Below are 24390 nucleotides of genomic sequence, written 5' to 3'. Positions count from 1 at the left end.
ATTCAACCCTTGCTATTGACGCGCGCGGCGCGAACCCATGTATGAGGTCAGCACGGCGGCTTGATTCGGATCGACGGAGGCCATGATTCTGGCGCTGTTTTCCGGCTGGACGCGCATCAGGATTTCCGCAGCAAAATCAGGCGGAAGATTCGAGATAACCACCGCGGCCTGTTCGGGTTTCATCTGATCATAAACCGCAACAAGCCTTGCGACATCCTCGTTAACCTCATCCTGCTTCGCCGCTTTTGATTTGGGCGTCGCCGGGCTTTCCGCGACAAGTCTGGCCAGTGTCTCGGACAGTGCAGCCCTGGACGTGTCTACCTCGGCCTTCTTCCGGTCGAGTTCGGCAAGATAACGTTCAATGCGCAAGGCACGATCGTTCAAGCGGATGGCCAGTTCGACGGCTTCGGGAACATCAGTGCATCCCTTCAGCAGATCCGCCGTTTCAGCATGGGCCTGCAACCGTATCCAACCGGTAAGCTGAATGGCGCTGCCAGCCGCCACGATCATGAAAACGCCACCCATCCAGGTCAGGACCGATCTAGACTTCATTGACAGTATCTTTCCTGCGCTGACGTTTTCGGATTAATGTTTTTCCATCTGATCCCGAGGCGTTTGCGAATTTCTGCTGCATTGCCCAAAAGGCGCGCTCTTGCTTCGCCCGCTCTATCTCGGCGGCAAGAGAGCTGGTTGCATTGGCCGCCTCGGATCTCGCATCCTGAACCGCACGCTCCAGCCTTTCTACTTCGCTGATCATGACAGCGATGGCACCGCCAAGACCCGTTTCTAGGGTCTGGACTCATTGAGTTTCAAAGCCAGTAGATGACGAGGGCAGCAAGTGCGATTGCTGACAAGAATACCTTGGGGCAACGGTCGTACCGGGTCGCCACACGCCTCCAATCCTTGAGCCTGCCGAACATGATCTCGATCCGGTTGCGCCGTTTGTACCGGCGCTTGTCGTACTTGACGGTTTTCTTCCGCTGCTTCCGGCCTGGGATGCAGGCGCGTATCCCTTTGTCTTTCAACGCTTCTCTGAACCAGTCGGCGTCATAGCCGCGATCCCCGAGCAGCCAATCGACATCCGGCAGGCTGCTCAGCAATGCCCGCGCGCCGATGTAATCGCTGACCTGTCCGGCAGTGACGAACAGGTTGAGGGGGCGCCCCTGGCTGTCGCAGATGGCGTGCAACTTGGTGTTCATGCCGCCCTTGGTGCGACCAATCAGGCGCCCACGCCCCCTTTTTCACGCCCATGCTGGTCGCGGTGCGGTGGGCCTTCAGGTAAGTGGCGTCGATCATCACGGTCTTCTCTTCGCCGTGCCCGGCCGCCAGACCCGCCATCATTTGGGCAAAGATGCCCTTGTCGCTCCACCGCTTCCAACGGTTGTATAGTGTCTTGTGCGGGCCATAGGCTGCCGGGGCATCGCGCCACCGTAAGCCATTGCGATTGATGAAGATAATCCCGCTTAACACGCGTCGATCATCGACGCGAGGCTTGCCGTGGGACTTGGGGAAGAAAGGCTCAAGACGCGCCATCTGCGCGTCCGTCAACCAAAAAAGATCAGACATGGTCACCGCTCGCTTTTCGAACCGTGAATCACGCCGCCAGTCGGAAATCAATGGGTCCTGAGCCTAGATTGTTGAGGTTTTTCAACTTCCTCGCCAGGGAAAAGCAAAACCAGGACAGACCGACGGAAAAAGCCATCAAGGCCACTTCATAAAATTGATGCATGTTCATTGAATACGAAACTCCGTAATCAAAAGATCGCGAAACAGATCCGGCCCTAGGATATAGGAAAGGCGAGTCGCAAGCTCGGAACGGATGATATCCAGAATACCTCGTCGCTCAAAAGCAGCAGGATCAATATCCGAAAGGAACAGATTGAAGGAATCAGAGACCCTCGGCAGCAGATATTCGATATCCTGCACCTGATCTGCGTCGGCTTCTATCTTCGCCGAAAGCACCAGAGTTCTCGGTCGGGCGCCGGGCAAAGCCAGAACCACCTGCGGCACATCCACAAACACGAAATCGGGCCCCTCGCTGGCGACATCGTCCGCCGTGGGTTTGAAGATCTCGTCAGGATCGATCACGCCAAGATAGGTGCTGGCAAAGCCCGCCCCGCCGACCATCAGAATCAGAGCGGCCGCCAATATCTTTGCCCTCGGCGTCATACCTGCGGGTTTTTTATCTGGTTCGGCGATTTCGCTCATCATGATTCTCCATCTGGATGAACCAGCAATAACACCCTAGGGCTAACCAAATCTTAATCCCGGGCATGCAATGAATGCCCATATCGAGCCAATCATGATTCGGAGATTCGGTTTTGCGGAAACTGCAGGACTACATGCGCGAAAGAAGCGCCAGGCAGCGGCTGATACTGGGCGGAGCATTTCTGGTCACTTTCCTGGGAATCATGGGATTTTCGTGGCTTGCGAACCAGCCGACGATGGCACTTCACTATGCCGGTCTGGAACCCGGTCAGGCGGGATCGGTCATCGCTTCCGTGGAAAAATCAGGTGTTCCCTATCAGGTCCGGGGCGATTCGATCTGGGTCCGGCAAGCTGATCGCGACCAGTTGCGCATGTCACTGGCCGGCGAGGGGCTGCCCGCATCCGGCAACGCAGGTTATGAAATTCTGGATGGAATGTCCGGCATTGGCACGACATCCCAGATGTTCGACGCCGCCTATTGGCGCGCCAAAGAAGGAGAGCTGGCCCGCACCATTCTTGCGCTGCCGAATGTCAAATCCGCACGCGTCCATCTGGCCGTCCCTGCGGGACGCGGATATCGCCGGGAGGCGAAGGCCTCGGCGTCGGTTACGCTGACAACAAACGGTTCTGCGATTTCCCAGGCTCAGGCCAGCGCCCTGCGCTATCTGGTTTCTTCCGGTGTTCCGGGCATGTCGGCTGACCGCGTAACGGTTATCGACAGCGAACGCGGTGTGGTGGCACCCGACGAAGGCCCGGCTGGAAAGCCCGCACCGCCGAAATGAAGCGCAATGTCGAACGCATTCTTGAACCCCATGTTGGCATCGGCAATGCGATTGTCGAACTGAATCTCGACATCGTCACCGAGGCGGAATTGATGACGGAACAGCGCTTTGATCCGCAAGAGCGCGCCCTGATTTCGCAGGAAAGCGAAGAAAGCTCGGACCAGAGTTCGAACTCTCTGGCGGGCGCCGTGTCGGCAGCATCGAACCTGCCCGAAGGCCAGGGCGACAGCAGCGGTGAAAGCCGGTCATCGCGGTCGGAAACCCGTCAGCGCTCGAACTTCGAGGTCAGCCGGGTGACCCGCGAAGTGCGCAAGCAGCCCGGTGACGTCAAGCGCCTGACGGTGGCGGTCCTGGTCAACGGCACGATGGCAGCCAATGACGCCGGCGAGATGGTGCCCGCGCCCAGATCCGAAGCGGAGCTTGGATCTATCCGCGAGCTGGTCGCATCCGCCGTCGGCTTCGACGAAACACGGGGGGATCAGATCACCGTCAAATCAATGCCCTTTGTCGCGCTGGCGGAATCGGGAACATCTGCCTCCGGCGGCCTTTTCGACCGGTTGGAAATGAACAGCCTGGCGAGAATTGCCCTGATCGGTCTCTTTGCTTTGGCGCTGGCGTTCCTTGTTCTGCGCCCCCTGCTGCGTGCCCGAAACGGCTCTGGCGCGGACTACGGCATTGCTGGACGGCTCGGCTCCACCGCCCCACCTGCCCGGCGCCGGTAACGGCAGACCCGTGGTGACGGCTGAACCTGTTCCCACACCGGTCATCGAGCCCGAGATCGACTTCGTCCCGCTGAACCCGAAGAGCCCGGACCCGGTCGCACGCCTGAAAGAGTTGATGCGCGAACGGCAGGACGAAAGCCTCAAGATCCTGTCGGGATGGATCGAAAAACGTGAGGATGCCGTATGAACGCCGCCATCGTCCGACTGGAATGTTTTGGTCAGTCCCCGTCTGCCGCGCGCCAGCAGGAGTTGACGGAAAGCTCATTGCAAGAGGCGTATATGCGCGGGCTGAAAGAAGGCACCGAGGCGGCGAATACCTCGGCCCTGGATGCCGCGCTGGAAGGGCTTCGGGCGCTGTCCGCGCATCTTCAGCAAGCGGGGGCAGAGCGGGATCATGGAATTGACGCGCTGATCAGCCAGGGCCTGTCGCTAATGCTGGACGCGCTGATGGAACATGTCGCCCTGTTGGGGATGAAGCAACGTCTTTCGCAATTCGTCTCGACCGAGTTGCTGCGGATTGGCAGGGTATCGTCAGCGCCCCAAGCGATGATCAAATGTCCGTCGCATCTGCTGGGCGAAATGACCCGGCTTGTCACGGCCACCGGCACATCAAACATCAAGATCGAAGAAACCCCGCCCGGCGTATCGGGCATCGACATCATCGTCGAAGAAAGCGTGCTGACCTTCGATCCGCAGCAATTCACCGCCGATTTGCGCGACCTCATCAAAGATATTTCATAGGAGCGTGACAGAATGACCGACTTCGCAAATCTCATTGCAACCGATCAGATCCAGGTCGAACTCAGCGTCCGCATCGGCGCCACACGGCTGTCCGTGGCCGAAATTTCGCGGCTGCGGCCCGACGATGTCCTGACGCTTGATCAGGACATGTCCGACGAGGTTGAACTCTGCGTGGGTGACAAGGTCATCGCCCGCGGCGAACTGACCACCACCGAGGGCGCCGAAAGCCGCCTGTGTGTTCGCATCACCGGAGCTGCGCAGGTCGGATGAGACAAAGGCTCGTGATCGCCATTCTGGCCGCATCAATGCTGCCGACCATGGGGTTTGCGCAGGCGCTCCCCGACATGGGCGCGATGTCGAACGGGGTCGGCAAAAACGCGATCTCCCTGATGGTTCTGCTGACCGCACTGTCGCTGGCACCGGCCCTGGCGATCATGGTCACATGCTTTCCATTCGTCGTCACGGTCCTGTCGATCCTGCGTCAATCCATCGGATTGCAGCAATCGCCGCCAAACATGCTGATCGTCAGCCTGGCGATGTTCCTGACATGGTTCGTCATGCAGCCCGTTCTGGATGATTTCTGGCGCGTCGCCGGGCAACCGCTTTGGAATGGGGAAATGCCGATCGAAGATGCGCTGAGCCTTGGCATCCCTCCGTTTCGCGCCTTCATGGAATTGCGCGTCGATCCCGAAACGCTTGCCCGCTTTGCCGAGATTGCCCCGGGGCCCGACGCGGCCCCCGACCGCCTGTCGGTTCTGATCCCGGCTTTCATGGTCAGCGAAATCCAGCGCGCCTTCGAGATCGGTTTTCTCGTCGCCCTGCCGTTTCTTATCATCGACCTGGTCGTTTCGGCAGTCCTGATGTCCATGGGCATGATGATGCTGCCCCCGGCGGTCGTCGCCTTGCCGTTCAAGCTGGCTTTCTTCGCGGTTGTCGATGGCTGGACATTGATATCGACCGCGCTGGTCAGAGGCTATCAATAGCTGCAAGGCCTGCGCCACTTTCAGGGCCTGCGTCGTGGGGCAGCCGCAAAAACCGCAGCCGCCCCGGACAAAGCTCACGCGACGATTGTCGCCTCGGTCGATGCGCGCATGTCCTCCTCGGTCACGCCATCCGCCAGTTCGACGATCTTCAGGCCACCCTCGACAACATCCAGCACCCCGAGGTTCGTGATGATGCGATTGACGACCCCCTTGCCGGTCAAGGGCAAGGTGCAGGCCTTCAGCACCTTGAATTCGCCTGCCTTGTTCGTGTGATCCATGACCACGACGACGCGACGCACACCGGCGACCAGATCCATCGCCCCGCCCATGCCCTTGACAAGCTTGCCGGGGATCATCCAGTTGGCAAGATCGCCGTTTTCGGCCACCTCCATCGCACCAAGGATCGCCATCGCGATCTTGCCGCCACGGATCATCGCAAAGCTTTCCGAGCTGTCGAAATACGCCGTTCGGGGCAATTCGGTGATGGTCTGCTTGCCGGCATTGATCAGATCGGGATCCTCTTCGCCCTCGAACGGAAAGGGGCCAATCCCAAGCATGCCGTTTTCGGACTGCAAGGTCACCTCGACACCCTCGGGGATATAATTGGCGACCAGGGTCGGGATACCGATGCCCAGGTTCACATACCAGCCATCCTGCAGTTCCTGCGCGGCCCGTGCCGCCATCTGATTACGGTCCCAGGGCATCAGACGGTCTCCTTCTTGCGGGTCGTGCGCTGTTCGATGCGCTTTTCATGCGTGCCCTGAATCAGCCGGTGCACATAGATGCCCGGCAAATGGATCGCATCGGGATCAAGACTGCCCGTCGGCACGATTTCCTCGACTTCGCAAACGCAGACCCGCCCGCATTTCGCCGCCGGCACGTTGAAGTTCCGGGCCGTCTTGCGGAAAATCACATTGCCCGATTCATCGGCTTTCCAGCCCTTGACGATCGGAAGATCGGCAAAGATCCCCCGTTCAAGGATATAGGTCTCGCCGTCGAAATCCTTGTGTTCCTTGCCCTCGGCGATCACGGTTCCGACGCCGGTCCGGGTGTAGAACCCCGGAATACCCGCACCGCCCGCGCGCATCCGTTCGGCAAGCGTGCCCTGCGGGTTGAATTCCAGTTCAAGTTCGCCCGACAGATACTGGCGCATGAATTCGGCGTTCTCACCGACATAGGACGACATCATTTTCCGGATCTGCTTGCTGTCCAGCAAGATCCCCAGACCAAAGCCGTCCACCCCGCAATTGTTCGAGGCGATCGTCAGATCCTTCGTCCCCGCCTTGTGGATCGCATCGATCAGCAATTCCGGGATGCCGCTCCAGGCAAAGCCGCCCGCCGCAATCAGAATCCCGTCGCGCAACAGTCCGTCAAGCGCCTCTGCCGCGCTACCATACACCTTCTTCATGAGCACCTCCGCCATGGATGCAGATGTTGTGACCAGCTTGCACAGCAGAGTCAACGCGCACCCCGCTCAATAGCCCACCGTCGCTGCATCGGGCCTGCGCGGATCCGAGGCGCCATAGAACGTCCCGCTGTCCAGATCGCGCATGATCGTCTGCGCAGACCCCATGACCTCCTTCGGCGCGACGACATGGCCCCTGGATTGCAGGATGCGGATCGTATCCAGACTGATCCCGTCCTCGATCCGCAGCTCATCGGGCAGCCATTGATGGTGAATGCGCGGCGCGGTCGAGGCTTCGGCGACATTCATCCCGTGATCGACCGCGTTCAGGATCACCTGCAGAACCGTCGTGATGATCCGTGCGCCACCGGGCGACCCGGTCACCAGCCAGACCTGCCCGTCCTTCAGCACCATGGTCGGCGTCATCGAGGACAGAGGCCGCTTTCCCGCCTGCACCGCATTGGCATCACCGCCGACCAGACCGAAGGCATTCGGGACCCCCGGTTTCGCTGAAAAATCATCCATCTCATTGTTCATCAAAACCCCGGTGCCATCGGCCACCAGCCCCGAGCCATAATTCAGATTGATCGTGTAAGTATTTGAAACCGCATTGCCATCGCGATCCATGATGGAAAAATGCGTGGTCTCGTCGGATTCGTAAGGCGCCAGATCCGCAGGCCGGACATCGACCGAAGGCCGCGCAAGATCGGGGCTGATCCGGTCACGCATCGCGGCGGCATATTCCTTGCTGGTCAGCGCCGAAACCGGCACATCGACGAAATCGGGATCGCCCAGATATTCGGACCGGTCGGCATAGGCCTGCTTCATGGCCTCGGCCATCAGATGGATGGTCATGCCCGAATTATGGCCAAGCGCGCCAATGGGATAGCCCTCCAGCGCATTCAGGATCTGGATCAGATGCACCCCGCCCGAGGACGGCGGCGGCATCGAAACCACCTCATGGCCGCGATAGTGACCCCGCACCGGCTCACGCAGAACCGCCCTGTAACCCGCCATATCCTCCATCGAGATCAGCCCGCCCGCAGCCTGCACCGCAGCCACGATCCTTTCGGCCACCTCTCCCCGATAGAACCCATCCGGCCCCTCATCGGAAATCGCCTGCAAGGTCCGCGCCAGATCGGCCTGAACCAGGCGCTCACCCGGCCGATACCCCGCCCCCTCCGGCTTCAGAAAAATCCGCGCGGTCGCCGGATACCGCTCCAACGCATTGCGCGAGGCCTCAAGACTGTCGGCCAGATCGGGAGTCACCACGATCCCCTCGGCCGCCAAGCGGATCGCAGGGGCAATCACCTCGGCCCAATCCATGCTGCCGAATTCGTCCAGCGCCAATCGCATCCCCGCTACCGTCCCCGGCACCCCCGAGGCCGCGCCGCTGAACAGCGAAAGCCCGCTATCCGCATTGCCCTGCCCATCCAGAAACATGTCGCGATCCGCACCCGAGGGCGCCATCTCGCGATAATCGATGGCCACCGTCCGCCCGGTTTCGGCCTCATGGACAATCATGAAACCACCGCCGCCGATATTGCCCGCACGCGGCAAGGTCACCGCAAGGGCAAGGGCAACCGCAACCCCGGCATCAACCGCATTGCCACCGCGCGCCAGAATGTCGCGCCCGACCTCCGCCGCCAGCCGCTCCTGCGCCGAGACCATGCCATTCTCGGCCCAGACCGGATGAATCCGGTCCATCGGATCGAAAATCGTAGCCTCGTCAGCAACCGCCACATCCGCCAGAAAAACAACCGCCGCCAGAACACCCGCCACCCGCATGATGAAATCCCTTCGTCAAACCAATCGGGGAAAGCCTAGCACCACCTTCCCACCGATCAACGAAAAGACCGGGCACAGGGAATCCTTTGCGCCTTTCTTCATCATCCAAATACCCATGTCGCGGCACGGCAACCCACGAAACGCCCAAGAAAAAACCGGCGCCGAAACGCCGGTTGCATCCTGGCTGGAACAGATCACTCCGCGCCAGGCTCGGGCTTTGCGACCTTTTTCGCTGCCGGCTTCTTCGCCGTGGCCTTCTTGGATGCGGCTTTCGGGGCGGCGGTTTTCGGGGCGGCGGGCTTTTTCGCGGCCGCTTTCCGGGCCGCCGGTTCCTTCTTGGCCGCGGCTTTTTTCGTCGCCGGTTTTTTCCCGCCTTTCGCCGCCTTGGCCGCGATCAGTTCCAACGCGCGCTCCAGCGTGATGGCGTCGGGTTCCAGATCGCGCGGCAGGGTCGCGTTGACCTTGGCCCATTTTACATAGGGGCCGTAGCGACCCGCCATGACCTGAACCGGGCCGCCGTCGGGATGCTCGCCCAGCTCTTTCAGGGGCGCTGCTGCGGCAGCGCGACCACGGGTCTGCTTGGCCGCCAGCACCTCGACCGCGCGGTTCATGCCGATGGTGAACACCTCGTCCACATCGGGCAGGTTCGCGTATTTCGCGCCATGTTTGACAAAAGGCCCGAACCGCCCGATCCCGGCCTCGACCGGGGCGCCATCTTCGGGGTGATTGCCGACCAGACGCGGCAGGGACAGCAGGCGGACCGCCTTTTCCAGATCCATCGCCGCCACATCCCAGCCCTTGGGGATAGAGGCGCGGGCGGGTTTCGGCACCTCTTCGGTCGCTTCGCCACGCTGGACATAGGGGCCGAAGCGGCCGTTTTTCAGGCTGATCGCCTCGCCCTCGTCATGGCCCAGAACGACGTCGCCCACGAGCTCGCCCTCGGGAACCGACAGCGGGCGCGTATAACGGCATTCGGGATAATTCCCGCAACCGATAAAGGCGCCGCCCGAACGCGCGGTTTTCAGATGCAACTGACCTTGCCCGCAGGTCGGACAGATGCGCGGGTCGCTGCCATCGGCGCGCGGCGGGTACAGATGCGGGGCCAGCGCGTCGTCGATCGCATCCAGGACCTCGGTGATGCGCAGCTCACTCGTGCCTTCCAGCGCGGCAGAAAAATCGCGCCAGAACCGCCGCAGCACCTCGCGATAGGCGCGCGAGCCGGACGAGATATCATCCAGTTCCCCCTCCATGTCGGCGGTGAAATCATAGCTGACATAGCGCGGAAAATATTTCAGGAGAAAGATCGTGACCAGCCGCCCCTTGTCCTCGGGGATCAGGCGGTTCTTGTCCTTGCGCACATAATCGCGGTCCTGAATGGTCGTGACCACGCTCGCATAGGTCGAGGGGCGGCCGATGCCCAGCTCTTCCATCCGCTTGACCAGAGTCGCCTCGGTATAGCGCAGGGGGGCCTGGGTGAAATGCTGGCGGGCCAGAACGGCGGCCTCGCCCCCCATCACGGCCTTGTCGATCACTGCCAGCGCGGCACCCGCGTCCTCGGTCAGGTCACCGTCTTCGGCCAGTCGCGCGAATTCCGGCGCGAAATGACCGCGCAGGAACCCTGTCGTCTCGCCCTCGGACATCGCCGGCAGGCGAGCGCTGTCTTCGTCATCGTCATCGTCGCGGCCCTGATCGTAAACCTTCAGAAAGCCGTCGAACAGCATGACCCTGACCGATTGGCGCGCAAGCCCACCCTGAGGCGTCGGCGCTGCCGATTTCGACCGTGGTGCGTTCCATCCGCGCCGCTTCCATCTGCGACGCAATGGTGCGTTTCCAGATCAGATCATACAGCGCCTTTTGATCGCGATCCGCGACCGGCAGGCGGTCGGGCGACATCATCATGTCGGTCGGGCGGATACATTCATGTGCCTCTTGGGCGTTCTTGGCCTTGTTTTTATGCATGCGCGGCGATTTCGGCAGGTATGTGTCGCCGAACCGCGCCTTGATCGCATCGCGTGCGGCCATCACGGCCTCGGGCGCCATGTCGATGCCATCGGTCCGCATATAGTGATATGGCCCGCCTCATACAGGCGCTGCGCCGCCGACATGCAGGCCTTGGCGCCCATGCCCAGCTTGCGGCTGGCTTCCTGTTGCAGTGTCGAGGTCATGAAGGGCGGCCAGGGGTTGCGGCTGGCGGGCTTGGCCGTGACGCTGGTCACGGTCAGGTCGCGGCTTTCGACGGCGCGCACGGCCAGTTTCGCGGCCTCGGCATTGTCCAGATCGTAGCGGTCCAGCTTCTTGCCCGCATAGCTGACCAGTTGGGCGTCGAATTCGTCGCCGCGCGGGGTCGCCAGACGGGCATGGACCGACCAGTATTCGCGCGGCTTGAAGGCCTCGATTTCCATCTCGCGGTCGACGATGATGCGCAGGGCGACCGAGTCGCACGCGGCCCGCCGATTTCGCGCCCGGCAGCTTGCGCCACAGCACCGGCGACAGCTTGAAGCCGACCAGATAATCCAGCGCGCGGCGGGCCAGATAGGCATCGACCAGCGGCTGGTCGATCTGGCGCGGCTTGGCCATCGCCTCGGTCACGGCATTCTTGGTGATCGCGTTGAAGGTCACGCGGCTGACCTGCGCGCCCTTTTTCAGCGAGGATTGCAGGGCTTCCAGCAGGTGCCACGAAATCGCCTCGCCTTCGCGATCGGGGTCGGTCGCCAGGATCAGGTTCGGGTCGGATGCCAGCGCGTCCCTGATCGCCTTGACGTGCTTTTTGCTGTCGGATGCGATTTCCCATTTCATGGCGAAATCATCATCGGGATCGACGCTGCCATCCTTGGGCGGCAGGTCGCGGACATGCCCGAAGGAAGCCAGGACAGTATAGTCGTCGCCAAGGTATTTGTTGATCGTCTTGGCCTTGGCCGGAGATTCTACGACGACGACTGCCATGAAAATTCCTCAAATGATTCGACCCGGCAAAATGGGCATGAGACCCGCATCTGTCAACGCCGGGCAATGTCGCGGGCCTGCGCCCCGGAATGCGAAACGGGGGCCGAAAGCCCCCGCAAGATCTGCAAAAGACGCGACGACAGGTCAGATACCGTCGCCGACAAAGGCCTTTTCGACAACGAATTCCTTGGGTTCGCTGTTGGCGCCTTCGCGCAGGCCGAAACCTTCCAGCACCTCTTTCACATCCACGTTGAAGGCCAGGCTGCCGCAGATCATCGCACGGTCGGTTTCCGCGCTGATCGGCGGCAGGCCCAGATCCTGAAACACCTTGCCCGAGGTCATGTTGTCGGTGATCCGGCCCATCAGCGGCGATTCCTCGCGCGTGGTGGTCGGGTAATACAGCAGGCGGTTGGCGAAATCCTCGCCAGCGCATTCGCCCAGCAGGGGATCGTGGCGCAGGTTTTCGACCAGTTCGCGGCCATAGTTCAACTCATCCGCCGTGCGGCAGGTGTGCATCATGATGACCTGCTCATAGCGTTCATAGGTTTCGGGGTCGCGCATCAGGCTGGCAAAGGGCGCAAGGCCCGTGCCGGTGGCCAGAAACCACAGCCGTTTGCCCGGCAGCAGCGCATCCAGCACCAGCGTGCCCACGGGTTTGGGGCGCAGGATGATGTCATCGCCCGGCTTGATATGTTGCAGCTTCGAGGTCAGCGGCCCGTCCGGCACCTTGATCGAATAGAATTCCAGCTCTTCGTCCCAGTTGGGCGAGGCGATGGAATAGGCGCGCAGCAAGGGTTTGCCATTGTCGCCCATCAACCCGATCATGACGAATTCGCCCGAACGGAACCGCAGGCTGGCAGGCCGCGTCACGCGAAAGGAAAACAGCCGGTCGTTCCAATGCTTGACCGATGTCACGGTCTGCGCATCGGGCAGCGTCTTGACGGGTTTTGCGGCAATGTCTTCCACGGGCAGATCCAGTGTCATGTCGAATTCCTGAATTATCTAGTTAGTTGTCAGGCCGATGAAGAAGACCGGCTCAGCCGGCAAGGCGCGACCGGTGGTCCCAGTCCTGCCAGTCGGCGCGGAACAGCCATTGATCCTCGGGCTGGCGTTTGGCCAGTTCGGCGGGGATCAGCACCTCGTCGAAACCGACGCGGCGGGCCATGGCATATTGGTCGGCGATCAGCTTGCCCACCGCGCGCAACCGGCCCTGATAGCCGATTTCGCGCAACCGGCGGGCCAGCGAAAAGCCGCGCCCGTCGGTCATGGCGGGAAAGTCGATGGCGATCAGGTCGTGGTGCAGGTGGTCGACCAGTTCCTCGGTCTGGGTGTCCGGGGCAAGGATGACAGGTTCGGCGCCGTCGAACGGGTGGAAACCGTCGTCACGGACGATGATCGGGTCGCTCATGCGTTTACTCCTGGGCGGACGGCTTTTCCGCCGATGAAATGAATGCCGCATTCGGTCTTGGCCGAGCCGCGCCAGCGGCCCGCGCGGGGGTCTTCGCCGGGTTTGATCGGCGAGGTGCAGGGCGCGCAACCGATCGAGGCATAGCCCTTGGCGACCAGCGGGTGGCGCGGCAGGTTGTTCTCGGCCATGTAGTCCTGCACGTCGCTTGAACGCCAATGCGCCAGCGGGTTGATGCGCAGCCGCGCGGGCGGTTCAGCCTCGAAGAATTCCAGCGTGTCGCGTTCGCCACCCTGAAAGCGTTTGCGGCCGGTGATCCAGGCATCGAATTTCGACAGCTCGCGTTCCAGCGGGACGGTCTTGCGGAAATTGCAGCAGGCATCGGTGTTGAACTGGTGCAGCGTGCCGTCGGGATCGTTCAGCGCGACTTCGGGGTCGGTTGCGCGGATCACCCGCACATCCGTCAGCTTCAGCTTTTCGGTGACCGCCAGTTGATAGTCCAGCGTTTCCTGAAACAGCATCATCGTGTCGATGAACAGCACCGGCGTCCCCGGCGCCACGACCGAAACCATGTGCAGCAGCACCACCGATTCCGCCCCGAAGGACGACACCAGCGTCACCTTGCCCAGATCCGGGTCGTTGAGGGCGCGACGCAGGACCTCTGTGGCGGCGTGATGGCGATAACGCTCATTCAGCACCACGGCCCTGTCGTCAAGGCTGCCGTCAAGCATGCGCGGGTTCCGGATAGAGCGCCGCCTTGAAGGGCGCCGGGCCAAGACGGCGGTAGGCGTCAATGAAACGCTCTTCCTCGTTCTCGCGGACCTCCAGATAGGCGTCGATCAGGCGGTCGATGGCGGGCACGACTTCCTCGCCCGGGAAACCCGCACCGGCGCGCTGGCCGATGGCCGGGATTTCATAGCCGTCGCCGCCAAGCGTGATCTGGTAGTTTTCGACGCCCGCACGATCCAGCCCCAGAATGCCGATATGGCCCAGATGGTGGTGGCCGCAGGCGTTGATGCAGCCGGAAATGCGGATGTCGATCTTGCCGATTTCCTCTTCCAGATCGCGGGCGCGGAAATGCGCGGCGATGTCCTGCGCAATCGGGATCGAGCGCGCCGTCGCCAGCGTGCAGTAATCCATGCCGGGGCAGGCAACGATATCGCTGACCAGACCGGCATTGGCGGTGGCCAGACCGGCGGCCTTCAGTTCCTGATACAGCGCGAACAGGTCCGATTTATGGACATGCGGCAGGACGATGTTCTGGTCATGCGCGATACGGATATCGGAATGGCCAAAGCGTTCCGCCAGATCGGCAACCAGACGCATCTGCGCATCGCTGGCGTCACCCGGCGTCGTCCCGGCCGATTTCAGCGTGATCGTCGCGCTGGCATAGCCGTCGATGCGATGCGCCGACAGGTTGGTGTCGGTCCAACTGCGGAAACCCGCCGATTGCGTGCGCGCCTGTTCGTAATCCCCGATTTCCTCGTTGCGGAACGCCGGGGCGGCGTATTGGCGTTTCAGATCGTCCAGAAGCTGCTGGTCCACGCCCTTGAAGGCGGCACGGCGGGCGGTGAATTCCGCCTCGATCTCGTCGCGCATGACGTCAAGGCCGCGTTCGGCCACGGTGATCTTGATGCGGGCCTTGTATTTGTTGTCGCGGCGACCGGCGAGATTGTAGGTCATCAGGATCGCTTCGACATAGGGCAGCAGATCCGCCTCGGGCAGGAAGTCGCGGACGACCTGACCCAGCAAGGGCGTGCGGCCCAGACCACCGCCGATCCACACCTGAAAGCCCTGCTCGCCCGCCTCGTTGCGGACGATGCGCAGCCCGATGTCATGGGCGGCGATGACGGCGCGGTCTTTTTTACCGCCGGAAACCGCGATCTTGAACTTGCGCGGCAGGAACTGGAATTCACCGTGGTCGGTCGACCACATGCGCAGCAGTTCCGCATAGGGGCGCGGATCGGTCACCTCATCGGCGGCGGCACCGGCAAAGGCGTCGGTCGTGACGTTGCGGATCGTGTTCCCCGAGGTCTGGATGGCGTGCAGGCCGGCCTCGGCCAGCGCGTCCAGCATGTCGGGGATATCGACCAGCGTCGGCCAGTTATACTGGATGTTCTGGCGCGTGGTGAAATGGCCATAGCCCTTGTCCCATTTCTGGGCCAGCAGCGCCAGCGTGCGCATCTGGTCGGGGCTGATCGTGCCGTAGGGAATGGCCACGCGCAGCATATAGGCATGCAGTTGCAGATAGACGCCGTTCATCAGGCGCAGGGGCCGGAATTCATCCTCGGTCAGGCTGCCGTCCAGACGACGCGCGACCTGCGAACGGAACTGCTGCGCGCGGTGACGGTAATAGTCGATATTGCTGGGACGCGCATCAAACATGGCTGGCCTCGCGGAGTTCCTGAGTGGCGGGAAGGTTGTCGTTGGCGGTTTCCGCCTGCTTGCCGTGGAAATAGTTCGACGGGCCAAGGCGGCGGAATTCCTCGCGGAAATGGGTGGCTTCGGGACCGTTCGGGCCGCGGCGGACCTCGGCGACATAGGGGCCGACGACGATATGGCCCTGCGCCTCGGCATCCAGCAGCGCCAGATCGGCATGGCCCTTGTCCTCGAACAGGCGGGCCTCGCGCGGGTCGGCGGTCCAGCCGTCTTCGGTCATCCACACGCAATGCCCCATGCGCAGGTCATTCGCGGTGATGACGGCGGGGGTTTCGGGCGAGGGCGTGAATGCTTTCGACATGATTTTGGGACCTTTCGGAATACCTGACGCAATATAGGAAAAAATTCCTTGTTTTGGCGATAGCCAGCGCAAAATAAGGACGATATACTGCATCAATCGCCAACATGGGACAGATTTCCGCGATGCAGCCTGATATCCAAACGCCCGTCCGGCTGGACGATACTGACCGCAAAATCCTGTCCCTTTTGCAGCAGGACGCGACCCTGTCACTGGACGAGGTGGCGACCCGTGTGGGGGCCTCGAAAACCCCGGTCTGGAACCGGATCCGCAAGCTGCGCGAGGCCGGTGTCATCCGCGCCGAGGTCGCGGTTCTGGACCCCGATTCGCTTGGGCTGGAGGCCTGTTTCTTCGTCCTGATCCGCACCGCAGAACACGATCCGGACTGGGCGCGGCGTTTCCTGTCCGCCGTCCGCGCCCGCCCCGAGGTGCTGGAGGCGCATCGTCTGGCGGGCGACATCGACTATATCCTCAAGGTCCGCGTCCGCAATGCCCGCGCCTATGACCGGTTCTATCAGGCGCTGATTTCCGAGGTCCGCATCCACAACGTCACGGCCCTGCTGTCGATGGAGGAGATCAAGGCCACGACCGCCCTGCCGCTGGAATAGCGTGACGACCCAAGCCGCGCGGCAACCCGCGTGGCGTTTGTCATCCGGGCAAAGTCACGGCAAGATCTGCCAGCCTCGTCAGGCCTGTCGCGCGATGTGCAAAGCCTTGGGCAGCGCCGCGCCGAACAGGTCCAGTTCGGCCTTGGGGCCGCAACTGACGCGGATGCAGCGGTCCAGCGGCGTCACGCCCGGCATGCGGACAAAGATGCCCTGCGCGGCCAGGCTCTCCAGCACGCGGCGGGCGAAGGCGCCATCCTGACCGCAATCCACCGCGACGAAATTCGTGGCCGAGGGCAAGGCAACCAGCCCGTTCGCCGCCGCAATCGCGCCGATCTGTTCGCGCGCGCCGCGCACGCGGGCCACGGTTTCGCGCAGCCAGTCCTGATCCGTCAGCGCGGCCAAGGCGCCGATCTGGGCGCTGCGGTTCATGCCGAAATGGTTGCGGATACGGTCGAAACCGGCGATCAGCCGGGCCGGGCCGATGGCATAGCCCACACGCGCGCCCGCCATGCCACAAGCCTTGGAAAAGGTGCGGAAACGGATCACGCGATCGTCTTCGGGGTCGATCTCGGGGATGGCTTCGGGCGGGGCGAAATCGGCATAGGCTTCGTCCAGCACCAGAAGCGCGCCGGGCGGCAGCGCCGCGATCATCGCCTGAATGCGCGCGGCGGGGTGCCAGCTGCCCATCGGGTTGTCGGGATTGGCCAGATAGACCAGCCGCGCGCCGGTTTCCGTGGCGCGGTCGACCAGCGCATCGACATCCTCGGCATCGTTCAGATAGGGCACCCGGGACAGCAGCCCGCCATAACCCGCGACGTGGAAATTGAAGGTCGGATAGGCGCCTTCGGATGTCACGACGCTGTCGCCCGGCGTCACCGCCAGCCGCACCAGCAGGCCCAGCAGCCCGTCGATCCCTTCGCCGATCATGATGTTTTCGGGCGCAATACCGTGATGGGCGGCCAGCGCCTGCCGCAGATCATGGCTGTCGGGATCGGCGTATTTCCAGATCTGCGCCGCCGCGTCCGCCATCGCCCGAACCGCACGGGGCGAGGGGCCAAAGCCGTTTTCATTGGCGCCAAGCCGCGCGGCAAAGGCGCGACCGGTCCGACGCTCCAGCGTCTCGGGGCCGGTAAAGGGCACGGTCGGCGGCAGCCGGTCGGGGATCGGGGCAAAGCGCAAACGGTCGGTCATGCGCGCAGGATTGGCGAAAACCGCAGCCCTGGGCAAGCGGGGATCTGCGTTTACAAGCCCGCCCTGCCCCGTCATCCTGCCGCGATGACCCATGACGCGCCGAAAACCGCAACCGCGCTGCATCCCGCCGAACAGGGGGCCTATGATTACCTGTGTTCGATCTACACGATCATCAACGCCCGGCGCTGGCTGGATGGGATGGCGGGCGATCCCGACAGCGTCTTTGCCGCACCGGTGCTGGATCTGTATCGCCAGCTTGTCACTGCGGCGACCGCGATGATGCCCGCCCCCGACCTGCTGACCGCAGGCCCCGGCCCGGAACAGGTGGCCCGGCTGATCGCCACCTCTGGCCTGACCAGCCGCGAAGCGACCCATCCCGCCGAACTGGACAGCCACATGCAGGCGGATGGCTCCTGTGCCATCATCCATTTCACCTATCTGTATGAGACCCGCCGCCCGGATCACTACAGCCTGCTGATCCGCCATGCCGGGGCACAGGCGCTGTTGGACAGCTATCAATTCGCGCTGCAAGGCCGCGATGGCTGGTCGCTGCGCTTTACCCCGGAAACAGGGCTGCCGCAGGGCGCAGAGATCCGGCGGTGCTGGCTGATCGACAAGGGTCAACCCTGCCGGGGGTTATCTTCGGGTTCGGAATAGCCCAGCAGGCGCTGATCCTCTTTCAGTTCAAGCCACATGGCGTTCAGCACGGCAAATCCGGCGGCCAGCGGCAGGCCCAGCATCCAGGCGAAATACCACATCATCGGCTCCTTTTCGGTGGCGTGGTCAATAGGAATGGGTGTGGGGGTCTTCGACATCATCGGCCGAAACCTTGCCCCACAAGACGCGATAGACCCAGGCCGTATAGGCCGGGATCAGCGGCAGAAAGATCGCCGAGGCGACCAGCATCACGAACAGGGTCAGATGCGAGGCCGAGGCGTTCCACACCGACAGCGACGACCCCGGCGCGGTGGACGAGGGCAGGATGACCGGAAACATCACCAGCCCGACCGAGGAAATCATCCCGAAGATCGCCATTTTCGACCACAGCAGCGGTGCCAGATCCGACCCTTCGCGCAGGGCGCGCCAGCACATCGCCGTGCCGGCGAAGCCCATGACCGGCGCGATCCAGATCCACGGACGCTCGGCATAGGCGGCCATCCAGCTGGCCTGACGGGTGATTTCATGCAGCAGCGGGTTCGACGGCCCGTCATGGGGCGGCGGGGTGGCGTAGCCATAGCCCTGGATGCCCAGCCACAGCCACAGCCCGGCCAGCGCATAGCCCGCCAGCACGATCAGCGCCGCGCTGCGGCCGAAACCGCGGGCGCGGCGCTGGACCAGGCCATCGGTTTTCAGGACCAGCCAGCCCGCGCCATGCATGACCAGCATGGCAATCGACACCACCCCGCACAGCAGCGCAAAGGGCCGCAGCAGGCCAAAGAACCGCGCCCCGGCCCCGGCATCGGGGATGGCGTGAAGGCTGGGGGTCAGATGGAACGGCACGCCCAGCAAGACGTTGCCGACCGCCACGCCGAACAGCAGCGCGGGCACCGCGCCGCCGAAAAACAGCGCCCAGTCCCAACGGCTGCGCCAGCGCGGATCCTCGCGTTTGCTGCGATATTTGAAGGCCACGGGCCGCACGATCAGCGCCGCAAGGATCAGGAACATCGCAGGGTAGAACCCTGAAAAGCTGATCGCATAAAGCGGCGGCCATGCGGCAAAGATCGCACCGCCGCCAAGGATCAGCCAGACCTGGTTGCCTTCCCAGACCGGGCCCACGGTGTTGATGACCACCCGCCGTTCCGTGTCGGTTTTCGCGACAAAGGGCAGCAGCGCCGCCACCCCCATGTCGAAACCGTCGGTCAGCGCGAAACCGATCAGCAGGACCCCCAGCAGCACCCACCAGATCAGGCGCAGGATTTCAAAGGACAGCAGTTCATGCAGGATCATTTCGTCACCTCTGCCGCCAGCCGGGCGCGGTGGCGGGCCATCCAGCGTTCGGTTTCCTCGACCTCTTCATGGGGGCCTTTGCGGATGTATTTCAGCATCAGCGAGATTTCGATCACGAACAGCACCGAATAGAAGATGCAAAAGCCCGCCAGCGTCAGCGCGACTTCGGTGATGCCCAGGGCGCTGACCGACATGGCGGTGGGCAGGACGCCATCGACGGTCCAGGGCTGACGGCCCAGTTCGGCCACGATCCAGCCCATTTCGATGGCGATCCACGGTGCCGGGATCACGATCACCGCCAGCCACAGCGCCCATCGCGGGAAATCCATCTGGCGGAATGACGCGCGCCAGAAAAAATAACCCGTGACGAGGATAAGGCTCATCCCCAGGCCGACCATGATGCGAAACGCCCAGAAAACCGGCCAGACCGGCGGGATCGTATCCGCCGCCGCCTGCAGGATCTGCTGTTCGCTGGCCTGTCGCGGATCATCGACATAGCGCATCAGCAGCAGCGCATAGCCCAGATCCTGGCTGTGCTGGTGGAATTCGGCCAGCAGCACGGGATCGACCTGCGGCTTGCTGTCCTGAATCCGCATCAGCAGGTCATAGGCGATCAGCCCGTCGCGGATGCGCCGCTCGCCCTCTTTCTCCAGATCGGCGATGCCGGGGATTTCCTGCTGAAGCGAGCGCGTGCCGATCAGGCCCATGGCATAGGGAATGTGGATCGCATAATGGGTTTCGCGCGCCTCCTTGTCGGGGATGCCCAACAGGGTAAAGCTGGCGGGGGCGGGTTCGGTTTCCCACATCGCCTCGATCGCGGCCATTTTCATCTTTTGGTTCAGGCCGGTATCGTAGCCCGATTCGTCGCCCAGAACGACCACCGACAAGGTCGAGGCCAGCCCGAAGGCCGAGGCGATGGCGATCGAGCGCCGCGCCAGTTCGACATGCCGCCGCTTCAGCAGATACCAGGCAGAGACCCCCAGCACAAAGACCGAGGCCGTGACATAGCCCGCACTGACGGTATGGACGAATTTCGCCTGCGCGACGGGGTTGAAGATGACTTCGGCAAAGCTGACCAGTTCCATCCGCATGGTGACCGGGTTGAATTCCGCGCCCACCGGATATTGCATCCAGCCATTCGCGATCAGGATCCACAGGGCCGAGAAATTGGTGCCGATGGCGACCAGCCATGCGACCAGCAAATGCGCACGCGCCGACAGCTTGTCCCAGCCAAAGAACCACAGCCCGACGAATGTCGCCTCCATGAAGAAGGCCATCAGCCCCTCCAGCGCCAGGGGGGCGCCAAAGATGTCGCCGACGTAATGCGAATAATAGGACCAGTTCATACCGAACTGGAACTCCATCGTCACGCCGGTCGCGACGCCAATGGCAAAGTTGATGCCGAACAGCGCGCCCCAGAATTTCGTCATCTGCCGCCAGATCGGACGTTCGGTCATGACATAGACCGTTTCCATGATCGCGACGATGATCGACAACCCAAGGGTCAGCGGAACGAACAGAAAATGAAACAGGGCTGTGGCGGCGAATTGCAGTCGCGACAGCTCCAGCACGCCGATTTCCATATCAGCCTCATCAATGTTGCTGGGTGTATGCTAATCCAGATTGATGTGGAAATCATTACCGCCGGCTGTCGCGCGGCGATGTGTCGCCATGACAATCGCAGCCTGTGGCAAGGATGCGCGGATCCCGCGCAAAACAGCGGCGGCGGTCGGGTCGTCCAGCCCCTCGGTCGGTTCGTCCAGCAGCAGCAGCGCGGGACGACGCAGCAGGGCGCGGGCCAAGGCAAGGCGGCGGCGCTCGCCGCCCGACAGGCCATCGCCGCTGGGACCGATCCGCAGGTCCAGCCCGTCGCGCAGATGGTCCAGACACACGGCGGTCAGGGCCTGCAGCATCCGGGCGTCGCTCGCATCGGGCGCGGCCAGCGTCAGGTTTTCGCGCAGGCTGCCCGCGATCAGGGCCAGGCGTTGCGCGACCAGCGTGAGGTGATCGCGCAGCGCCGCCTCGGGCCAGTCGGTCGGCGGGGTGCCGTTCAGGGTGATGCCGTGGCCAGCCGCCGGGACAAGGCCCGCCAGCGCATTCAGCAGCGTGGTCTTGCCCGCGCCGCTTGCGCCGGTCGGGACCAGCATCTGCCCGGCACCGATCCGCAGCCCGTCCAGCACCAGCGGCAGCGGACCTGCAGGGGCCGGGCGCGCTGCGTCATGGCAGGGCGGCACGGGCCGCACCGGATCCGGCGCTGCCGGGGTCAGCAGCAGGGCGATCCGGGTCGCGGCCTCGGCGATGCGGCCGTAATCGGCGATGGCGCGGCGCAGGGGAGCGGTGACCTCGGCCAGGGCCAGCGCCAGAAAGAAACACATCGCGGCGATGGCAGGCCCGATCCGGCCAAGCGCCACCGCCTGCCCCGCCAGCGCCAGCGCCCCGATGGCCGAAGCGGCGCGGGTCAGATCCAGCGCCAGCGCGACGCCACGCTCGACCCCGTCCAGACGGGTTTGCAGGGCGCGGGCGGTGACGTCATGGCTCAGCGCGATCCGCACCGCATCGGGCAGCCGGCCATGAACGGCCAGATCGTCGCGGGCGGTCATCATGTCGATCACCGCCGCCGCATGGGCGCGCCCGGCCTGCGCCGCCGCTGCAGACAGGCGGCGCGCGGGCGGCAGCGCCCAGATCATCGCCGCCGCAACGCCCAGCAGGTGGCTGCCGCAGATCCACAGCGCAATCTGCCAGCCCGCCAGCGCGCCCACCAGCACCCCCGCCCCGGCCAGAACCACGGCCCCGCCGATCAGCGGCAGCACCAGCCGCAGGGGCAGCCCGTCCTGCGCATCGCAATCGGCCACGACCCGGTTCACCGCCGTTCCGCGCCGCAGCCGCGTCGGCCGGTCCCAGTCCAGCGCGGCCAGCCCGCCCAGCACGGCGCGGCGCAGGTCCACGACGCCGCGCAGCGTCGCATCATGGCCGCTGTATCTTTCGCCATAGCGCGTCGCCGTGCGCAGGATCGCCAGCGCCCGGACCGAGGCCGCCGGGCGAAAGACGTCGAAAACCGCCCCCGCCCCGATCAGCCCCGCAAGTGCCGCGGCAGAGATGAACCAGCCCGACAGCGCCAGCAGCCCGGCACCGGCCAGCAGCACGGCGGCAGTCGCGACCATCGCGCGGCGCATCCCGCCCGCGCGGGCCATGACCCGCCAGATGCGGCGCAGATCAGTCATGGCGCGCCCCCTTTGGGTCGGCGTCGTCATGCGGCCCGATTGATGGCCCGCCGCCCAGATCGATGCGCAGCGCCATCCGCGCCGCCAGCGCCGGGTCATGGGTCGCGACAATCAGCCCGGCGCCACCCCGATGCGCGGCCATCAGCCCCTGCGTGACCAGATCGGCGGTCCGGTCATCCAGATCGGCGGTCGGCTCATCCGCCAGAATCAGGCGCGGGCGGCCCAGAATGGCGCGGGCCAGCATCAGGCGCCGCGCCTCGCCCCCAGAGACCCCGGCGCCGTTTTCGCCAAGGCGGGTGTCCAGCCCCGAGGGCAAACCCGCGACAATGTGCTGTGCCACAGCCTGTTGCAAGGCGCCGTCGATATCGCCCGGGCGCCCCATGCGCAGGTTCTCCGCAACCGAGGCATCGACGAAATGCGGCGCCTGCGCCATCCAGCCCAGCCCAGCCCGCCAAGCGTCGGCGCTGTCCCTGTCCAGCACCTGCCCGCCGATGATGATCTGGCCGGTATCGGGCGCCTCCAGCCCCGCGATCAGGCGCAGCAGCGTCGTCTTGCCCGCGCCGCTTGGCCCGGTCAGCGCGACCGTGACACCCTCGGGCAGGTCGATATCGGGGTAAACGATGCCATTCCGCGACAGGCCGCGCAGGGTGATCCCCCCCTGCGGCAGCGGCGTCGCAGCCGCGCCCGCGCCGATCATCGCGGCCTGATCCTGCTGCCGTTCGGCCCATGCCTGCGCCAGCGCATCGGCGGCGGCACGGTCGTGCCAGACGGCGGCGAAATCGCGCATCGGCTGATAGAATTCCGGCGCCATCAGCAGCAGGAACAGCGCCCCCTGCGCCGACAGCCCGCCCGGCCATGTGCCCATGCCGATCTGCCCCAGCAGCGTGAACCCGCAAAACACCGCGACCAGCGCAATGCCAAGCGAGGCGAACAATTCCAGCACGGCCGAAGACAGAAAGGCGATCGACAGGACCCGCATGGTGCGGCGGCGCAATTCATCGGCGCTGCGGGTAAAGCCCGCGATCAGCCGCCCGCCCGCGCCAAGCAGCCGGATATCGGCCAGCGCCGCCGCGCGGTCGGCCAGCAGCGCCCCCATTGTCCCCATCTGTTGCAGTTGCGCGCGGCTGGCCCGCCCCGCCGCCTGACCGATCAGCGCCATGAAGACCGGAATCGCGGGACCTGTCACCAGCAGGATCAGCCCGGCCGCCCATGCCACCCACAGGCTGACCAGCCAGATCGCCAGCGGCAGGACCACCGCCCGCAGCCGCGCCGACAGATAGCGGGCGGCATAGGGCTGCAACATCTCGGCCTGTTCCGAGAGCAGCGAGGCGACCTGCCCCGCAGGCGCCGGGCGGGCACGGCTGGTTTCATGGCGCAGGATATCATGCCGCAGGCGGCCCACGGCCACACGGGCGGCGGTCTGGGCCTGCCCCTCCGCCCGAAAGCTCAGCCCCGCGCGCAACGCCGCCAGGGCCAGAAAGCCCAGCAGATGCAGGGTTTGCGGCATGACGCCATGAATCAGCGCGGCAATCGCGGATGCGGCCAGCCAGGCCTGCGGGATCCACAGCAGCCCCGACAGGGCCGAAATCCGCGCGGCACGGCGCAGCGCCCCCGTCTCTGGCGCAAGCAGCGCCATGGCGCCGGGGGGTCTGGCTGATTGCTGCGTCATGCCCGGATACATCCTTCCGGCGCGCAGATTAGGTCCGACG

The 24390-nt window shown here is 63.8% G+C and carries 27 protein-coding genes and 2 pseudogenes; 8 read left to right on the top strand and 21 right to left on the bottom strand.

Annotated elements, in window-relative coordinates:
* Window positions 1–12: 12 nt before the first annotated feature.
* The 4 genes from PE067_RS14690 to PE067_RS14675 form a co-directional block, all read right to left on the bottom strand.
* The gene (locus PE067_RS14690; protein ID WP_276190371.1) at window positions 13–552 is read right to left on the bottom strand and encodes a hypothetical protein; all 540 of its coding nucleotides are present in this window, start codon (window positions 550–552) and stop codon (window positions 13–15) included.
* Window positions 542–757, bottom strand: a complete 216-nt coding sequence (locus PE067_RS14685; RefSeq protein WP_276190369.1) for a hypothetical protein — start codon at window positions 755–757, stop codon at window positions 542–544. The genes PE067_RS14690 and PE067_RS14685 overlap by 11 nt, the downstream gene beginning before the upstream one ends.
* 52 nt (window positions 758–809) lie before the next feature.
* A protein-coding gene (locus tag PE067_RS14680; RefSeq protein WP_276188865.1) for an IS5 family transposase occupies window positions 810–1566 on the bottom strand; the annotation gives its coding sequence in 2 pieces (ribosomal slippage) (window positions 810–1236 and window positions 1235–1566; 759 coding nt in all).
* Window positions 1567–1731: 165 nt separating this feature from the next.
* Window positions 1732–2208 carry a flagellar basal body-associated FliL family protein gene (locus tag PE067_RS14675; RefSeq protein ID WP_276190367.1) on the bottom strand — a complete coding sequence of 159 codons (477 nt, stop codon included), beginning with the start codon at window positions 2206–2208 and terminating at the stop codon, window positions 1732–1734.
* Window positions 2209–2342: 134 nt separating this feature from the next.
* Here PE067_RS14675 and PE067_RS14670 point away from each other — a divergent pair, with 134 nt between their 5' ends.
* From PE067_RS14670 to fliP, 6 genes are read left to right on the top strand one after another with little or no spacing between them, the layout of a single operon-like run.
* Complete coding sequence (locus PE067_RS14670) at window positions 2343–2990, top strand: hypothetical protein (RefSeq protein WP_346429703.1); 648 nt, start codon at window positions 2343–2345, stop codon at window positions 2988–2990.
* On the top strand, window positions 2987–3712 hold the full coding sequence (locus PE067_RS14665) for a flagellar M-ring protein FliF C-terminal domain-containing protein (protein ID WP_276190365.1): 726 nt from the start codon (window positions 2987–2989) through the stop codon (window positions 3710–3712). Before PE067_RS14670 ends, PE067_RS14665 begins: the two co-directional genes overlap by 4 nt.
* 10 nt (window positions 3713–3722) lie before the next feature.
* Window positions 3723–3899, top strand: coding sequence for a hypothetical protein (locus PE067_RS14660; protein ID WP_276190364.1), 177 nt, complete (start codon window positions 3723–3725; stop codon window positions 3897–3899).
* Window positions 3896–4453 carry a hypothetical protein gene (locus tag PE067_RS14655; RefSeq protein WP_276190363.1) on the top strand — a complete coding sequence of 186 codons (558 nt, stop codon included), beginning with the start codon at window positions 3896–3898 and terminating at the stop codon, window positions 4451–4453. The genes PE067_RS14660 and PE067_RS14655 overlap by 4 nt, the downstream gene beginning before the upstream one ends.
* Window positions 4454–4465: 12 nt before the next feature.
* Complete coding sequence (locus PE067_RS14650; RefSeq protein ID WP_276190362.1) at window positions 4466–4723, top strand: FliM/FliN family flagellar motor C-terminal domain-containing protein; 258 nt, start codon at window positions 4466–4468, stop codon at window positions 4721–4723.
* Window positions 4720–5436: a flagellar type III secretion system pore protein FliP gene (gene fliP / locus PE067_RS14645; RefSeq protein ID WP_276190361.1), complete on the top strand. Its 717-nt coding sequence runs from the start codon at window positions 4720–4722 to the stop codon at window positions 5434–5436. Before PE067_RS14650 ends, fliP begins: the two co-directional genes overlap by 4 nt.
* 74 nt (window positions 5437–5510) lie before the next feature.
* On the opposite strand, the gene PE067_RS14640 is transcribed toward fliP, so the two are convergent.
* The 11 genes and pseudogenes from PE067_RS14640 to PE067_RS14590 all read right to left on the bottom strand — a co-directional run bounded on the left by PE067_RS14640 (window position 5511) and on the right by PE067_RS14590 (window position 15717).
* Complete coding sequence (locus PE067_RS14640; protein ID WP_276190360.1) at window positions 5511–6140, bottom strand: CoA transferase subunit B; 630 nt, start codon at window positions 6138–6140, stop codon at window positions 5511–5513.
* The gene (locus tag PE067_RS14635; protein WP_276190358.1) at window positions 6140–6844 is read right to left on the bottom strand and encodes a CoA transferase subunit A; all 705 of its coding nucleotides are present in this window, start codon (window positions 6842–6844) and stop codon (window positions 6140–6142) included. The genes PE067_RS14640 and PE067_RS14635 overlap by 1 nt, the downstream gene beginning before the upstream one ends.
* Window positions 6845–6910: 66 nt before the next feature.
* Window positions 6911–8629, bottom strand: coding sequence for a gamma-glutamyltransferase (ggt, locus tag PE067_RS14630; protein WP_276190357.1), 1719 nt, complete (start codon window positions 8627–8629; stop codon window positions 6911–6913).
* 194 nt (window positions 8630–8823) lie between these two features.
* Window positions 8824–10350: a topoisomerase C-terminal repeat-containing protein gene (locus PE067_RS14625; RefSeq protein WP_276190356.1), complete on the bottom strand. Its 1527-nt coding sequence runs from the start codon at window positions 10348–10350 to the stop codon at window positions 8824–8826.
* Window positions 10301–11031, bottom strand: a pseudogene (locus PE067_RS14620) (DNA topoisomerase). Before PE067_RS14620 ends, PE067_RS14625 begins: the two are co-directional and overlap by 50 nt.
* A 259-nt stretch (window positions 11032–11290) precedes the next feature.
* Window positions 11291–11572 (bottom strand): annotated as a pseudogene (locus PE067_RS14615) (toprim domain-containing protein); the annotation flags it as partial.
* A gap of 144 nt (window positions 11573–11716) precedes the next feature.
* Window positions 11717–12556, bottom strand: a complete 840-nt coding sequence (locus PE067_RS14610) for a ferredoxin--NADP reductase (protein WP_276190355.1) — start codon at window positions 12554–12556, stop codon at window positions 11717–11719.
* 52 nt (window positions 12557–12608) lie between these two features.
* On the bottom strand, window positions 12609–12980 hold the full coding sequence (locus PE067_RS14605) for a DUF934 domain-containing protein (protein ID WP_276190354.1): 372 nt from the start codon (window positions 12978–12980) through the stop codon (window positions 12609–12611).
* The gene (locus tag PE067_RS14600) at window positions 12977–13708 is read right to left on the bottom strand and encodes a phosphoadenylyl-sulfate reductase (RefSeq protein WP_276190353.1); all 732 of its coding nucleotides are present in this window, start codon (window positions 13706–13708) and stop codon (window positions 12977–12979) included. Before PE067_RS14600 ends, PE067_RS14605 begins: the two co-directional genes overlap by 4 nt.
* The gene (locus PE067_RS14595; protein ID WP_276190352.1) at window positions 13701–15362 is read right to left on the bottom strand and encodes a nitrite/sulfite reductase; all 1662 of its coding nucleotides are present in this window, start codon (window positions 15360–15362) and stop codon (window positions 13701–13703) included. Before PE067_RS14595 ends, PE067_RS14600 begins: the two co-directional genes overlap by 8 nt.
* Window positions 15355–15717 (bottom strand): DUF2849 domain-containing protein, encoded by a 363-nt coding sequence (locus PE067_RS14590; protein ID WP_276190351.1) that lies wholly within the window; start codon window positions 15715–15717, stop codon window positions 15355–15357. Before PE067_RS14590 ends, PE067_RS14595 begins: the two co-directional genes overlap by 8 nt.
* Window positions 15718–15839: 122 nt before the next feature.
* On the opposite strand from PE067_RS14590, the gene PE067_RS14585 reads away from it, so the two are divergent.
* Complete coding sequence (locus PE067_RS14585) at window positions 15840–16322, top strand: Lrp/AsnC family transcriptional regulator (protein WP_276190350.1); 483 nt, start codon at window positions 15840–15842, stop codon at window positions 16320–16322.
* 78 nt (window positions 16323–16400) lie between these two features.
* On the opposite strand, the gene PE067_RS14580 is transcribed toward PE067_RS14585, so the two are convergent.
* Window positions 16401–17513 carry a pyridoxal phosphate-dependent aminotransferase gene (locus tag PE067_RS14580; RefSeq protein WP_276190348.1) on the bottom strand — a complete coding sequence of 371 codons (1113 nt, stop codon included), beginning with the start codon at window positions 17511–17513 and terminating at the stop codon, window positions 16401–16403.
* A gap of 84 nt (window positions 17514–17597) precedes the next feature.
* Here PE067_RS14580 and PE067_RS14575 point away from each other — a divergent pair, with 84 nt between their 5' ends.
* Entirely contained in the window at window positions 17598–18170 is a 573-nt protein-coding gene (locus PE067_RS14575) for a hypothetical protein (RefSeq protein ID WP_276190347.1), read from the top strand.
* Here PE067_RS14575 and cydX read toward each other — a convergent pair.
* The 5 genes from cydX to PE067_RS14550 are packed head-to-tail and all read right to left on the bottom strand — an operon-like array spanning window position 18134 to window position 24350.
* Entirely contained in the window at window positions 18134–18271 is a 138-nt protein-coding gene (cydX, locus tag PE067_RS14570) for a cytochrome bd-I oxidase subunit CydX (protein ID WP_276190771.1), read from the bottom strand. The two genes, PE067_RS14575 and cydX, sit on opposite strands and share 37 nt — an antisense overlap.
* 25 nt (window positions 18272–18296) lie before the next feature.
* Window positions 18297–19460 carry a cytochrome d ubiquinol oxidase subunit II gene (gene cydB, locus PE067_RS14565; RefSeq protein ID WP_276190346.1) on the bottom strand — a complete coding sequence of 388 codons (1164 nt, stop codon included), beginning with the start codon at window positions 19458–19460 and terminating at the stop codon, window positions 18297–18299.
* Window positions 19457–21043, bottom strand: a complete 1587-nt coding sequence (locus PE067_RS14560) for a cytochrome ubiquinol oxidase subunit I (protein WP_276190345.1) — start codon at window positions 21041–21043, stop codon at window positions 19457–19459. The genes cydB and PE067_RS14560 overlap by 4 nt, the downstream gene beginning before the upstream one ends.
* 30 nt (window positions 21044–21073) lie before the next feature.
* Complete coding sequence (locus PE067_RS14555; protein ID WP_276190344.1) at window positions 21074–22681, bottom strand: ATP-binding cassette domain-containing protein; 1608 nt, start codon at window positions 22679–22681, stop codon at window positions 21074–21076.
* On the bottom strand, window positions 22674–24350 hold the full coding sequence (locus tag PE067_RS14550; protein WP_276190343.1) for an ATP-binding cassette domain-containing protein: 1677 nt from the start codon (window positions 24348–24350) through the stop codon (window positions 22674–22676). The genes PE067_RS14555 and PE067_RS14550 overlap by 8 nt, the downstream gene beginning before the upstream one ends.
* Window positions 24351–24390: the final 40 nt, after the last annotated feature.

It is taken from the genome of Paracoccus sp. DMF-8, assembly GCF_029309835.1.
Lineage (GTDB): Bacteria > Pseudomonadota > Alphaproteobacteria > Rhodobacterales > Rhodobacteraceae > Paracoccus.
This window is presented reverse-complemented; position numbering and strand designations above follow the sequence as displayed.

Coding starts and splice junctions, on each gene's coding strand:
- PE067_RS14690 (WP_276190371.1), bottom strand. CDS start 552: ATGAAGTCTAGATCGGTCCTGACCTGGATGGGTGGCGTTTTCATGATC.
- PE067_RS14685 (WP_276190369.1), bottom strand. CDS start 757: ATGATCAGCGAAGTAGAAAGGCTGGAGCGTGCGGTTCAGGATGCGAGA.
- PE067_RS14675 (WP_276190367.1), bottom strand. CDS start 2,208: ATGAGCGAAATCGCCGAACCAGATAAAAAACCCGCAGGTATGACGCCG.
- PE067_RS14670 (WP_346429703.1), top strand. CDS start 2,343: ATGCGCGAAAGAAGCGCCAGGCAGCGGCTGATACTGGGCGGAGCATTT.
- PE067_RS14665 (WP_276190365.1), top strand. CDS start 2,987: ATGAAGCGCAATGTCGAACGCATTCTTGAACCCCATGTTGGCATCGGC.
- PE067_RS14655 (WP_276190363.1), top strand. CDS start 3,896: ATGAACGCCGCCATCGTCCGACTGGAATGTTTTGGTCAGTCCCCGTCT.
- PE067_RS14650 (WP_276190362.1), top strand. CDS start 4,466: ATGACCGACTTCGCAAATCTCATTGCAACCGATCAGATCCAGGTCGAA.
- fliP (WP_276190361.1), top strand. CDS start 4,720: ATGAGACAAAGGCTCGTGATCGCCATTCTGGCCGCATCAATGCTGCCG.
- PE067_RS14640 (WP_276190360.1), bottom strand. CDS start 6,140: ATGCCCTGGGACCGTAATCAGATGGCGGCACGGGCCGCGCAGGAACTG.
- PE067_RS14635 (WP_276190358.1), bottom strand. CDS start 6,844: ATGAAGAAGGTGTATGGTAGCGCGGCAGAGGCGCTTGACGGACTGTTG.
- ggt (WP_276190357.1), bottom strand. CDS start 8,629: ATGCGGGTGGCGGGTGTTCTGGCGGCGGTTGTTTTTCTGGCGGATGTG.
- PE067_RS14625 (WP_276190356.1), bottom strand. CDS start 10,350: ATGCTGTTCGACGGCTTTCTGAAGGTTTACGATCAGGGCCGCGACGAT.
- PE067_RS14610 (WP_276190355.1), bottom strand. CDS start 12,556: ATGACACTGGATCTGCCCGTGGAAGACATTGCCGCAAAACCCGTCAAG.
- PE067_RS14605 (WP_276190354.1), bottom strand. CDS start 12,980: ATGAGCGACCCGATCATCGTCCGTGACGACGGTTTCCACCCGTTCGAC.
- PE067_RS14600 (WP_276190353.1), bottom strand. CDS start 13,708: ATGCTTGACGGCAGCCTTGACGACAGGGCCGTGGTGCTGAATGAGCGT.
- PE067_RS14595 (WP_276190352.1), bottom strand. CDS start 15,362: ATGTTTGATGCGCGTCCCAGCAATATCGACTATTACCGTCACCGCGCG.
- PE067_RS14590 (WP_276190351.1), bottom strand. CDS start 15,717: ATGTCGAAAGCATTCACGCCCTCGCCCGAAACCCCCGCCGTCATCACC.
- PE067_RS14585 (WP_276190350.1), top strand. CDS start 15,840: ATGCAGCCTGATATCCAAACGCCCGTCCGGCTGGACGATACTGACCGC.
- PE067_RS14580 (WP_276190348.1), bottom strand. CDS start 17,513: ATGACCGACCGTTTGCGCTTTGCCCCGATCCCCGACCGGCTGCCGCCG.
- PE067_RS14575 (WP_276190347.1), top strand. CDS start 17,598: ATGACCCATGACGCGCCGAAAACCGCAACCGCGCTGCATCCCGCCGAA.
- cydX (WP_276190771.1), bottom strand. CDS start 18,271: ATGTGGTATTTCGCCTGGATGCTGGGCCTGCCGCTGGCCGCCGGATTT.
- cydB (WP_276190346.1), bottom strand. CDS start 19,460: ATGATCCTGCATGAACTGCTGTCCTTTGAAATCCTGCGCCTGATCTGG.
- PE067_RS14560 (WP_276190345.1), bottom strand. CDS start 21,043: ATGGAAATCGGCGTGCTGGAGCTGTCGCGACTGCAATTCGCCGCCACA.
- PE067_RS14555 (WP_276190344.1), bottom strand. CDS start 22,681: ATGACTGATCTGCGCCGCATCTGGCGGGTCATGGCCCGCGCGGGCGGG.
- PE067_RS14550 (WP_276190343.1), bottom strand. CDS start 24,350: ATGACGCAGCAATCAGCCAGACCCCCCGGCGCCATGGCGCTGCTTGCG.